Below are 12,206 nucleotides of genomic sequence, written 5' to 3'. Positions count from 1 at the left end.
CGTACGGCGTAGGGCCACGTCACCGGGCCTCCCTGACCCGCGCGTACAGCCGCCGGGCGATGACGTGGTGGAAAATCACGTGCAGGTCCTCGATCTGCTCGATCATCTCGAGCGGGGCCTGCACCAGCACCGCGCAGAAGGGCTTCATCGCCTCGGACTGGGGCTGCATCCCGGTGAGCCCGATCACCCGGGCGCGGGCGCGGCAGGCGTACTCGAGCGCCCGCAGCACGTTCTTCGAGCCCCCCGAGCCGCTGATGCCGATGACCACGTCGGCGGGCTGGAGGTAGTTCTTGAGCTGCTCGAGGAACACGTCGGCGTAGGCCACGTCGTTGCCCAGGGCGCTCAGCCAGGGAACGTTGTCGCTCAGGCTGATCACCCGCAGCCGCCGGGCCCCGCTCACGCACGGCCCCTGCCCCAGGTCGGGCGCGGTCAGCTTGCCCAGGTCGGCGGCCATGTGGCTCGCCAGCGCCGCCGAGGCCCCGTTGCCGAAGACGAAGACCTGGCGGCCCCCCTCCCAGGCCCGGTACAGCTCGTCGGCGGCCCGCTCGAGCGCCCCCGCGTCCACCTGCTCGAGGGCGCCCTGCACGGCCTGGAGGTACTCGCGGATGCCCGGCCCGGTCACGGCACGGTCCCCTCAGGCCTGCTCAGCGGCCACGTAGGGCATGGGGGCGGGCACGGCGAAGCTCGAGGTCAGCTCGACCGGGCGGCCCGTCTCGATGGAGCGGTAGGCCGCCTCCTGGATCTCCACCACGTGGGCGGCCTGGGCCCCGGTGACCCGCTGGGGACGATCCTGGGCGATGGCCTCGGCCATGTCGAGCAGGCCGGCCGACCAGTCGAAGCCGCGCTCGGGGGTCTTGTCGAGCGGCACCGGCTCGTAGGGCTTCTCGAAGTCGGCGTACTCGAGGCGGGCGTCGCGCTCGAACCAGCGCACCAGGTGCAGCGAGCCCGCGTCGCCGTGGAACTCGACGCCCTCGCCCTGCACCGTGCGGTGGGAGACGTAGAAGTTGGCGGTGAGCCGCACCACCGGGCCGCCCTCGAACTCCAGGTGCAGCACCAGATAGTCAGGGCCCTCGACCCGGAAGGGCACCCCGCGCTTGGTCAGGCGGTCGGGTTTGAGGGTGGTGCCGTAGGCGCTGACCCGCCGGGCCGGGCCGAAGAGGGCCGTGAGGATGGTCAGGGGGTACACCCCCACGTCGAACAGCGGCCCCACCTCGTAGAAGGGCTGGGGGGCGGGGTGCCAGACCTCGATGCGCCCGTGGTTGACCTCGGCATAGACCATCCGCACCGTCCCCAGCTTGCCCTCGCGCACCCAGCGCATGGCGGTCTGCTGGGCCTCGCCCAGGAAGACGATGGGGGCGCAGGCCAGCCGCAAGCCCCTTTCCTGCGCCAGTTGCACCAAGGCGGCGGCCTCGCGGTAGCTCATGGCCAGCGGCTTCTCGCTGTAGACGTGCTTGCCCGCCTCGAGGGCCTGCTTCACCACCGCGTAGTGGGCGTGGTGGATGGTCAGGTTCACCACCACGTCCACGTCCGGCGCGGCCAGCACCTCCTCGTACGAGCCGAAGACCCGCCCACCGTATTCGGCGACGTGCTTCTCGGCTCGAGCCGGGTCCAGGTCGTAAAAGCCCACCAGCTTGAGCTCGGGGTGGGTCAGGATGTCCTTGCTGTAGGGCCCGGCGATGACCCCACAACCCACGATGGCGACGTTGAGCGGTTTCATGCGATCTCCTTCATCCACTGCCGCAGCAGGGCGTGGCTGGCTTTGAGGTCGGCCTCGGGGTCGAAGCCCTCGGGCTCGTGCTCGACGTCGATGGGGCCGCTATAGCCCACCTCCTTCAGGGCCTGCAGGCAGCGGCGGATGCTCACCACCCCCCGCCCGTAGCGGCAGGTCTCGTGGGTGCCCTCGCGCAGCACGTCCTTGAGGTGGACGTTGACCAACCGCCCCCCCAGGCGGCGGATGGCCTCGGCGGCGTCGTAGCCCTGGGTGCCGAACCAGCCGGTGTCGATGCACACGCCGATGCGGCCTCCCTCCGCGTCCCCGACCTTCTCCAGCACCTCCTCCGGGGTCTTCTCGGGGTGGTTCTCGAAGCCGTAGACCAGGTCGTATTGCTCGAGCTTCTCCACCACCGCCGCGCGGTCGGTCTTGAGCAGGTCGAGGCCCCCGCCCAGGATGCGTGCGCCCAGCCGCCGGGCGATGCGGCAGGAGAGGTCGAACTCCTCTACCGTGGCCCCGAAGCCCCCGGCCATCGAGACCACCTTCATCCCGCGCCGCCCCAACACCCGCGCGGCGAGTTCGATATGCTCGGGCGTGAGCCAGCGCAGGGCCAGGTGCTCGGTCCAGAGGTCGAGGGTGTCGAAGCCCATGGCCTGCACCTCGGCCACGATGGCGTCGAAGCGCTCCTCGTAGGTTTCCACCGGCGTCAGGTGCAGCCGGGTGGTGCGGCAGGCCAGCCCCCAGTCGTTGACGCCGGGGTAGCCGGCCTGGCGGTAGGCGAAGTTGGCGGTGTTGAAAACGACGGGATTGTTCAAGGCGCTCTCCTCACCCCGGCAGCACCAGCGAAGCGGCCCCCACCAGGGCTGCCGAGTACCCCAGGGTGGTGGGCAGAACGCGCACCTTGCGGCGTTCGCGCATGATGACCTTGGCGAGCATGGCCCGCTCGACGTAGGCCAGGTCGAGGCTCTGGCTCACCCCCCCACCCAGCACCACCGCGTCGAGGTCGAGCAGGTTGACCGCGTAGCTGAAGGCCTGGGCCAGGTAGTCCTCGCTGGCGCGGATGGCCGCCTTAGCCTTGGGGTCGCCCTGGGCCGCGAGGCGGGCCACTTCCCGGGCGTCGGCGGCCTGCACGCCCATCTCCCGCGCCCGCCGGGCGATGGCCGGGCCCGCGGCGATGGCCTCCACGCAGCCGCGCATCCCGCAGCCGCACTCATAACCCTCGGGCTCGAGCACGAAGTGCCCGATCTCCCCGGCCAGCGCCCCCGAGCCCTCGTAGAGCTGGCCCTCCAGGATCAGCGCGCTGCCCACCCCGGTCGAGACCGTCACCCACAAGAAATTGCGCAACTGCCGCCCCAGCCCGAAGCGCAGCTCGGCTAAGGCGCAGGCGTTGACGTCGTTGGCGATGCGGGCGGGCAGATGGAAGCGCTCCTCGAGCATCCGCGCGAAGGGCACGTCCCACCAGCCGTGGGCCGGGGCGTAGAGCAGCATCCCGGCCTTGGTGTTGGCGAGGGCGGGCACCGTGGAGCCCACCCCCACGCAGCGCTCGAGCTCGATCCCCCGCGAACGCCCCAGCGCGTGCAGCTTCTCGAGCGCGAAGTCGGCCACGCCCTCGGGGCCGCGCTCCTTGGGGGTGGGAAAGGTCTGCTGGCCGAGGATCTGCCCCGCCTGATCCACGAAGCCCAGCATCAGCTTGGTCCCCCCGAAATCGATACTGGCTGCGATCATGCAACCTCCTCCTCCCTGGGTTGTGGCGGGACGTACATCGGTTTCACGCTCACCGTCATGAACAGCAGGATCACCCCCACCAGCACCAGCGGGATCAGGGTTTTGAACTGTAACCCCACCCACAGCACCGTCACCGGGACCAGCACCCGCGCGTGCGCCGTCAGGGGCTCGCGGAAAAAGCGGGCCAGCGCCACGAACAGCCGAGAGGGCAGGGGGCCGGGCTCGAGGGTGAGGCTCTCGAGCACGTAGGGCTGAAGGGCCAGCCACAGCGCCAGCACGTACCACCAGAACACCTGCACCACCGCCAGGGCGAAGGGCGGGAGCACCCGCGGCCAGAAGGCCAGGTTGGCGTAGGCCAGCGCCAGCAGCAGCAGCAGCGCCAGCGCCCACCCCACTCCCGCCCACAGGTGCCGCAGCAGCAGGGGGAAGAACTCCTTCAGCCGCAGCTCCTTGGCGTCGCGGGCGTGGCGGGCCAGCCAGTGGTAGGCCGCCAGGGTGGCCGGGCCGAAGCCCACCAGCGTCCAGCTAAAGGCCAGCCACAGCAGGTTGACGGCGACCACCTCCGGCAGGTGCCGCCAGGTGAGGACGGCCCCCTGCACCAGCGAGCGCAGGAACTCCACTAGCCCACCTCCAGCCGGTGCTCGGGCGCGTTGAGCGCCCCCAGGCCCAGGCGCAGGGGCTCCACGGGCGCGTTCAGGGTGTCGGGGTCGGGGGAGGCGCGGCGGCACGCCTCCAGGCCCAGCCACCTCCGCTCGCCGGGGAGCAGGTGGAAGCCGCCGTCGCCGGGCGTGAGGTAGTGACCGGGGGTGAGGGCCTCGAGGGCGACCCAGTAGGCCGGGACCGCCCCCGCGTTGCGCACAGCCAGCCCATCGCCCTCAAGCTCGACCTCGAGCCGCGTCGCGGGGAGGGAGCGCAGGGGCTCGAGGGTGCTTCGGGTGAAGAGGTACTCGTTGCGCGAGACCTGCTCTCCCCGCTCATCGGACAGGCTCACCCGCACCAAGGCGGCGGGGGTGGCCCAGGGGCGGCGGTAGGGCCCCAGCGCCTGGTGGCGCTCGGCGGATACGGGGAACTCCAGCCGCTCGAGCAGGCTGCCCTCCAGGTCGTAGACCCCCAGCTCGAGCCGCCCCGCGAAGGGCCGGTCGCAGAGCACCTCGGGGGTGAACTCGAGGCGCTCGGGCTGGTGGGGGGTGGCGTACCACAGCCCGGCGAAGGCCGGGGCGAAGGCGCTCCTGGCCGCGAAGTAGGCCAGCTTGGGGTGGCCATAGTGGTCCACCAGCGCGGTGTTGTGGGCGCTTGGCCAGGGCTCGCCCAGTTGCCAGACCAACGCGCCGCTGCACACCGGGTACCGGCGGCGGTTGGCGTGGACGGCGTAGCGGATCACCTCGGCCTGCAGGGCCTGGGAGAGCCGCCAGTAGCTCGCGTAATCGGCCACCGGCCCGAACACCTCCTCCACCCGGTGGCGCATCAGCCACCAGGCGCCGTGGTGCACGAAGAGGGGGTTGGTGTCGTCGGGCGGGAAGGTGTGGTGTTCGCAGGCGAAGCGGCGCAGGGTGGCGGGGTAGGCCGCGCCCTGGCAGCCGAACTCGCTGTGGAAGAGGGCGGTGGAGCGGTGGAAGGGGGCGTAGGTGTCGCGCAGGCCCCGGTAGTGCCAGGGGCCATGCACGTCGTGCAGGTCGTGGGGGCGCTCGAGGGCCGCCTGCGGGGAGAGGTCGTACTCGGGGCCGCTGGGCGAGGTGGGCAGGAAGGGGCGGTGGGGGTCGTGCTCGGCCACCAGGGCGCGGATGCGGGCCAGGGTGGGGTGGGTGGCGTCGAGGGGGCGCTTGCCCTCGCCCGAGAGCTCGTTGCCCCCGCCCCACGCCGCCAGGCAGGCGTGGTGGCGCTTCTGCTCGATGAGGGCAGGGAGCTCGGCCTCGAGCCGCCGCAAAAACGCCGCGTCGGTGGGGGGCAGGTTGTCGGTGCCCGAGGAGCTGAGGGTGAACTCCTGCCACACCAGCAGGCCCAGCTCGTCGCAGAGGTCGTAGAACAGCTCGCGCTCGGGCGGGTTCACCCCGTTGACCCGGATCAGGTTGGCCCCCGCGCCGCGGGCCAGGCCCAGCAGGTGGCGGTAGCGCTCGCAGAGGCCGGGGCGCCCGTACATCAGGTCGGGGGTGACCCAGTTGAAGCCCCGGGCGAAAACCGGCTGCCCGTTGACGGTGAAGGTGTAGGGCAGGGCGTCGGTGCGCCCGGCGTTGGGGGTCAGGGCGACCTCGCGCAGGCCCACGCGGCGCTGCCACGCCGACTCGCCCCACTCCACGCGCAGGGTGTAGAGGGGCTGCTCGCCCCAGCCGTGGGGCCACCACAGCCGGGGGTCGGGGACCTCGAGGACCCCCTCCCGCTGCTCGTGCGGGTCCAGCCGGCGTTCGGCCACCGTCCTGCCCTGGGGGTCGGAGAGGGTCACGCGGAGGTCGGCCCCCGTCGCCCCCTCGAGCCGCGCCGCGAAGCGCAGGCGGGCCAGGGTGTTGCCCTGGGCCAGCTCGGTGTGCGTGTAGACCGCACGGACCTCGCCGGGGAGGGCGGGCTCGAGCCACACCTCCCGCCACAGCCCCACCTGGACGAGCCGGGTGCCGAAGTCCCACCCGTAGCCCATCCGGGGCTTGAGGGTGCGGGTCGCGCTGGTGCGCCCGAGCTGGGCCGGCTCCGGCGGGGCCTCCTCGAGCGCCACCACCAGCAGGTGCTCGGGGCCGGGGCTCTCGAGGCGGAAGCGGGACAGGGAGTATAGCCCTTCCACCCTCCCCAGCCGCTCGCCGTCCCAGTAGACCTCGGCAGCGTAGTCCGCCCCGCCGAAGGCCAGCCACAGCGGCCTGCCCTGCAGCCCCGGGGGCACGCGCACCCGCTTGCGGTAGACCCACTGCCGCTGGGGCACCCACTCGGCGAGCTTGCTGTTCTCCCCGAAGTAGGGGTCAGGGATCAGCCCGGCCCGCAGCAGGTCCCACTGGACACAGCCGGGCACCTGGGCGGGTATCCAGCGGGTGCGGGCGAAGGCCCCCACCCCTTCCTCGGCGCCCAGGTGCAGGCGGCGGAAGCGCCAGCCCTCGCTGACCGACTCCGCCACCTGCCAGTCGTCGCCCGCGAGCGAGTGGCGCACTTAGCCCTCCACCCCCGGCCGGTAAGCGCTGGCCCTGCCCGCCGAGAGCACGAAGCGCTCGATCTTGTCCCTGGCTTCTCGCCTGACGGCCTCGAGCCCAAGCACCCGCAGCTCCTCGGGCAGGGCGTCGAGCTCGGCGCTGGTCATGCGCTTGAGGCCGCCCATCGCCCCCAGCAGGGCGTTCTCGAGGTCGGTGGCGACGTTCATCTTGGAGATGCCCCCGCCCGGCAGCCGGATGGCGCGGTGCACCGTCTCCTCCGGCAGCCCCGAGCCCCCGTGCAGCACGATGGGGGTGTCGGGCAGCAGGGCGCGGATGGCGGCCAGGCGCTCGAAGTCGATGCGGGGGTTCTTGACCGGGTAGACCCCGTGGGCGGTGCCCACCGAGACCGCCAGCGCGTCGCAGCCGGTGCGGCGCACGAACTCCCGCGCCTCCTCCGGCACCGTGTACATCGCCTCGTCGTTCTCCGACTCGAGCTTGTCGGTGGTGGTGAGCCTGCCCAGCTCGGCCTCCACGCTCACCCCGTGGCGGTGGGCGTACTCCACCACCCGCCGCGTGAGGGCCACGTTCTCCTCGAAGGGCAGGGCCGAGGCGTCGATCATCACGCTGGAGAAGCCGGCCTCGACCGCCGCCTCGATCACCGGAAGCTCCCAGGTGTGGTCGAGGTGCAGCGCGAAGGGCACATCAGCACCGGTCTCGTAGAGGGCCCGCTCGAGCGCGTCGCGGAACGCGCGGGGCGTGACGGCGAACCAGCCCAGCTCGCGCTGGCTGATCTCGACGATCAAGGGGGAGTCGGTCTGTAGGGCGGCCTCCACCACCGGGCGCACGCAAGCCAGGTAGCGCGCGGAGAAGGCGGCCACCGCGAAGCCCCCCGCCTGAGCCACCGGGAGCAGCTCGGCCAGAGTGAGGGCACCGGGCAGCTTCACCCCCCCACCTCCTGCCCCAGCGCCTCGAGCGCGGCGCCCAGGCCCGAGGCGGGGCTGGAGAGCACCGGCACCCTGGGCGGCTGGGTCAGGTGGGCCAGCAGGCGGGCCATGCTGGCCTGGGCCAGCACCACCACGTCCACCTCCTGCAGCAGGCGCTCGAGCGCCGCCACCACCCGCCGGTCGTGCTCGGCCCCGTCGCCGCGCTGCAGGGCCTCGAAAGCGCCCTCCACCAGCACGGTCCTCAGCTCCACGGCCTTGCCCGCGGCCCTCGCCTCGGCCTCGACCAGGCGGGCGGTGGGCTCGAGGGTGGTCCTGACCGTGGCCATCACCCCGACCCTGTGCCCCAGCCGCACGGCCTCCCGGGCCATGGGGCGGTCGATGCGCAGCAGCGGCACGGGCGTGCGGGCGCGGGCCGCGTCGATGACCTCGCCCACCGAGGAGCAGCAGCACATCACCGCGTCGGCCCCGGCCTTCACCGCCTGCTCGACGTAGCTCTCCAGCCGCCCCCGCACCGCCTCCGTGACCCCCCCGGCGGCGATGGCGTCGGCCAGGAGGCTGTCGTCGAGGATGTTGACGACGCGCACCTCGGGGGCCAGCCGGGCGGCGAGTTCCTTCATCGAGGCCACCGTGACCGGGGTGGTGTGCAGCAGGGCCAGGGTCTTCTTCATCGCTCCCCCCTCGCGCGCTCGGGCTCGAGCGCCAGCGTCAAGACCTCCCAGGGCCCGGCCTCCAGCCGCAGGGTGCCCTCCTCGAGCCGCAATTCCTCGCCCAGCTCCTCGCGCAGGTTGGCGCGGAAGGCCCGCAGCATGGGGAGGTGGAAGTGCAGCCGGGCCTCGGCGGGCCGGGCGCTCAGGTTGACGAAGCGCAGGATCAGGTGCTCGGATCGCTCGGCCTTCTTCAGCGCCGAGAGCAGCAGGTCGCCCTCGAGCGCGACGAACTGGCCCGCCGGGGGCAGCTCGTTCGTCAGGGGTAGGTGCCGGTTGCGCAGCGGGACGACCTGGCTGATCGCCGGGACCGCCGAGAGCGGGGCGTTGAAGTCGTGGGCGGCGCGGTAGCTCCGGGCCTCGGCCCAGGTCCCGGCGTGGGGGATCAGGCTGTACTCGGCCACCACCGGCCCCAGCATCTGGGCCTCGGGGGTGGCGGCGGTGGGCCCGGCCCCGCCCACCCGGCTCAGGAAGTCCTCGCGCGAGAGCCAGCCCACCGCCCGCAGCAGCGTGAGGGCGACCTCCCCGCGCTCGCTCACGCTGAACTCGGGCAGGCCCCGGTTAGCGACGGTGAGGCCGCGGGTGCCGTCCGAGACGCTGACGAAGGTCTGCTGGGGGTGCTCGTGCACGGCGGGCTCGCCGCTGCCGCGCTCGCCCTCGGGCAGGCCCACGGGCCGCTCGACCACGTGGAAGTGGCCCTCGGCGCTCGAGACCTTCACCGCCCTGCCCAGCGGGAATAGCGCCCGCAGGCGGTGGTCCCTGGCGGTGTTGGTGAAGTGGGTGCGGACGTCCACCCGCTTCACCCCGGCGTGGAGGGTGACGTCGGAGTGCAGCTCGAAGGGCACGTAGTCGGGGCTCCTCGAGTTGCGGTCCTCGCTCAGGCCGGCGGGCAGGCTCCAGGGCCACGTCACCCGCAGCGTCGAGCGGCTGCTGCCGAGCTCGACCCAGCTCAGGCGGGGGGGCACGTCGCGCGTGGAGAGCACCTGGTCGCCGATGGGGAAGGAGTAGTTGTAGGTGTCGCCCGCGTCGCCGCCGTCCTCGAAGACGCCCAGGCCCTCGTAGACATGGCCGGTCTCCTTGTCCCGCAGCGTCAGCGAGCCGTCCTTGGGGCTCACCGTCACCTCGAGGTAGGCGTTCTCCATGCGCCCGATCCCCATCGCCAAGTCGGTGGTCTCCCAGTTGCCCTTGTCGCGGGCGACGGTCTCCGAGAGGGTGTAGGGCCGCAGGCGGAAGTGCGAGACGGGCTCGGCGCGGGGCTCGAGGCGGTAGGCCCTGTAGCCCAGCCCCGGCACCTCGCGGGCCACGAAGCTCACCTCGGTGAACTCGTCGGTGCGGTGGGGGGGCTGGCTCGGCACGCCCAGCCAGCCGAAGGCCTCGGCCTTCTCGAGGGGGTGCACCACGGTGCGTGCCTGGAAGGGGAGCTCGTTCCCCTGGGCGTCCTTGAGCGCCCAGGTCTGGGGCTCGACGCGCAAATGGGCGTTCAGCAGCAGCCGCACCGCGTCGGTGCGGGTCCAGGAGAGGGGGTTGAAGACGGTGAAGGGCTGGGCCCGCTCGGGGAGGGGGCCGTAGTCCACCCGCGCGGCGATCTCCTCCTGGGCGCTGTAGGCCAGCAGGTCGGCGATCTGCTGGGCCTCGTCGAAGCGGGGGATCATCTCGCGGTGCACCTGGTCGGTCGAGCAGCCGCAGATGGAGTCGTGGGGGTGGTTCTGGATCAGCTTTTCCCAGCCCAGCCACAAGTAGTTGTGCTCGTAGCACCCGCCCAGCAGCCAGTTCAGGGCCTGCAGCGGCTCGGCGTAGCGCTCGAGCGCCGCCTGCGCGTCGCGGTTCTTCTGCTTGAGGTGCATCCGGGCGCTGAAGACGCCGGGCAGCAGGTGGGCCTTGCGCCCGAAAGCCCGCCCCTCCCCCCGCCACACCACGCCGACGCGCCCCAGTTGGGTCTTCACGTCGGCGACGAAGGCCTCGAGCGAGGACATCCGGTACTCGAAGCCCTCCACCTGGGCGTTGATGGCCTCCAAGAGCCCCGGCAGGCGCTCATCGACGGGCAGGTGGTCGCCGCCCATGGGCTCCAAGATGAAGTCGGTGGCGGCGTAGCGCTCGAGGTAATTCACCGTGCGGCGGGCCCGGCCCACGGTCTGGTCGTGGGTGCGCTCGGGGTCGGAGGGGAAGACCTTGTAGTGGCTGCGGTAGTACTCCAGCGGCAGGTAGATGCCCAGCACCCGGCTGCCGTCGGGGGCCTCCCACCAGAACTCACTCTGCATGCGCTCGGGGAAGACCGCCTTGTTGCGGGCACGGGGGAAGTCGTAGAAGTTGACCCCCGCCTCGGCGTCGCCCTCCTCCCCGCCCAGCGGCGGCGCGCCGAAGCCGCGCCACACCACCGCGCTTTCGATGCCGAAGCCCCGCAGAATCTGGGGCATCTGGCCGACGTGGCCGAACTGGTCGGGCAGGTAGCCCACCCGGCTCAGCTCCACGCCCAGCTCCCGCGCCACCCGCTCGCCCAGCAGCAGGTTGCGCACGTGGGCCTCGGCGGAGACCAAAAACTCGTCGGGGAGGACGTGCCAGGGCCCCACGTGGATGCGCCCGGCCCGGATAAAGCCCACCAGCTCCTCGCGCCGCTCGGGGCGGGCCTCGAGGTAGTCCTTCAGCACGATGGTCTGCCCGTCGAGCACGAAGGGGCCGAAGCCGGGGTCGGCCTGCAGCACCTCGAGCAGCCTGTCGATGGTGTGCACCAGCCGGAAGCGGAAGCGCTGGAAGGTGCTCCACCACTCCCGGTCCCAGTGGGTGTGGTGGTAGAGGTGCACCACCCGTTGCCGCTTCTGGAGTGCTGGTGCCGAGGGGGCCTGCTCGCTCATGCCTTCGTTCCTTTCCGGTGCCGGGCCCAGGCCGCGCGCACCAGCGCGTAGTCCTCGGGGGTGAGGGCTTCACCGCTATCGACGTGGGTGGCGAAGTAGAGGCTGGGGATGCCCAGCTCGGGCTGGAGGCGGGTGTACTCCCGCCAGGCCCCCAGGCTCGGCATCGGCCAGTTGTCGGTGTCGATGAGCAGGTGGGGGCAGGCCGCGCGGGCCACCTTCGCCCGGTGGACCATCTGCGCCAGCACGTCGGCGCCGGTGTTGACGTCGTTGAGCCGGATCATGTCGGTCACGTCCGAGAAGTAGGGGTTGGGGGTGTGGGTCATCACCAGCGCGTCGGGCTTGCAGCGCTTGGCCTCGTCGTAGAGGATCCACAGCAGCTTGTGCAGCAGCCCCACCCCCCACTCAGGGCCGTGGCGGCGCAGGCCGGGGCCGCTGGGGGTGCGGGCGGAGAAGTCCACCTTGAAGCCGTCGGCGCCGTACTCCAGCAGCATCCGCCGCACGGCCTGCCGCAGGGTGGCCTCGTAGCGGGGGTTGGAGGGGTCGGCGGCGACGGGCTGGCCCAGGCCGTCCCGCACGCACTCCTCGGGGTCCAGGCCCTCGGGGTCCCAGGCCTTCCACCACAGCAGCACCCGCTGCCCCTGCGCCTGCCGGGCGGCGATCCAGCCCTCGAGGTCGGGCCACTTGGCACGGTCCACCGCACAGGTGCCGTAGCTGGCCGACCACTTGTCGTCGATGACCAGGGTGCCAGGGCGCAGGCCCTCGGCCTCGAGCGCCCGCAGGAAGCCGTCGTAGTTGGCCTGGGTGCAGAGGTCGGGGGCGCGCCCCCCCTGGCGGTTGGCGAGGCTGCACTGCGCCCCCCAGCCGCACTGGATGGGCTCGAGCCACCAGCCGGCTTTGGGGTGGGCGGGGGCGGGCAGGCCCAGGCGCCCCACGTACTCGGCGAGGCCCGCGTAGGGGTCGGGGGTGAAGGCCAGCAGCAGGGCCGGGGTCTCGAAAGCGCCCCGCACCTCGGTGTAGCCCTCGTAGGCCAGCCGGAAGGAGAAAGCGCCCTCGCCGGCGTCGTAGTGGAAGGCGGTGAAGTTGCGCTGGGCGGGGGCGGCCTCGAGCCCGGCGCCGAGCCAGCGGCCCTCGGGCGCGGGGGTTTCGGAAGCCTGGGGCGCGGCGGCCCC

General features: G+C 72.4%; 10 protein-coding genes. All 10 read right to left on the bottom strand.

Annotation, left to right across the window (positions count from 1 at the left end; translation table 11 throughout):
• Window positions 1–19 precede the first annotated feature (19 nt).
• Window positions 20–622: a D-sedoheptulose-7-phosphate isomerase gene (locus MEICH_RS24060; RefSeq protein ID WP_036218442.1), complete on the bottom strand. Its 603-nt coding sequence runs from the start codon at window positions 620–622 to the stop codon at window positions 20–22.
• A gap of 12 nt (window positions 623–634) precedes the next feature.
• A complete protein-coding gene (locus MEICH_RS0107185; protein WP_036218441.1) occupies window positions 635–1,717 on the bottom strand; it encodes a Gfo/Idh/MocA family protein in 1,083 nt (360 codons plus the stop codon).
• Window positions 1,714–2,526 (bottom strand): sugar phosphate isomerase/epimerase family protein, encoded by an 813-nt coding sequence (locus MEICH_RS0107180; protein ID WP_027892050.1) that lies wholly within the window; start codon window positions 2,524–2,526, stop codon window positions 1,714–1,716. The genes MEICH_RS0107185 and MEICH_RS0107180 overlap by 4 nt, the downstream gene beginning before the upstream one ends.
• Window positions 2,527–2,536: 10 nt before the next feature.
• Window positions 2,537–3,436: an ROK family protein gene (locus tag MEICH_RS0107175; RefSeq protein WP_027892049.1), complete on the bottom strand. Its 900-nt coding sequence runs from the start codon at window positions 3,434–3,436 to the stop codon at window positions 2,537–2,539.
• The gene (locus MEICH_RS0107170) at window positions 3,433–4,056 is read right to left on the bottom strand and encodes a DUF624 domain-containing protein (protein WP_027892048.1); all 624 of its coding nucleotides are present in this window, start codon (window positions 4,054–4,056) and stop codon (window positions 3,433–3,435) included. The genes MEICH_RS0107175 and MEICH_RS0107170 overlap by 4 nt, the downstream gene beginning before the upstream one ends.
• A complete protein-coding gene (locus tag MEICH_RS0107165) occupies window positions 4,056–6,560 on the bottom strand; it encodes a glycoside hydrolase family 2 protein (RefSeq protein WP_027892047.1) in 2,505 nt (834 codons plus the stop codon). Before MEICH_RS0107165 ends, MEICH_RS0107170 begins: the two co-directional genes overlap by 1 nt.
• Window positions 6,561–7,484, bottom strand: a complete 924-nt coding sequence (locus MEICH_RS0107160) for a class II fructose-bisphosphate aldolase (protein ID WP_027892046.1) — start codon at window positions 7,482–7,484, stop codon at window positions 6,561–6,563.
• Window positions 7,481–8,152 (bottom strand): aspartate/glutamate racemase family protein, encoded by a 672-nt coding sequence (locus tag MEICH_RS0107155; protein WP_027892045.1) that lies wholly within the window; start codon window positions 8,150–8,152, stop codon window positions 7,481–7,483. The genes MEICH_RS0107160 and MEICH_RS0107155 overlap by 4 nt, the downstream gene beginning before the upstream one ends.
• On the bottom strand, window positions 8,149–11,037 hold the full coding sequence (locus MEICH_RS0107150) for an alpha-mannosidase (protein WP_084542216.1): 2,889 nt from the start codon (window positions 11,035–11,037) through the stop codon (window positions 8,149–8,151). Before MEICH_RS0107150 ends, MEICH_RS0107155 begins: the two co-directional genes overlap by 4 nt.
• Window positions 11,034–12,206: alpha-amylase family protein (locus MEICH_RS0107145; protein ID WP_027892043.1), on the bottom strand; the 1,173-nt coding region annotated here is incomplete at its 5' end. The genes MEICH_RS0107145 and MEICH_RS0107150, both read right to left, overlap by 4 nt.

The sequence above is a fragment of the Calidithermus chliarophilus DSM 9957 genome (genome assembly GCF_000430045.1).
GTDB classification, from domain to species: domain Bacteria; phylum Deinococcota; class Deinococci; order Deinococcales; family Thermaceae; genus Calidithermus; species Calidithermus chliarophilus.
This window is presented reverse-complemented; position numbering and strand designations above follow the sequence as displayed.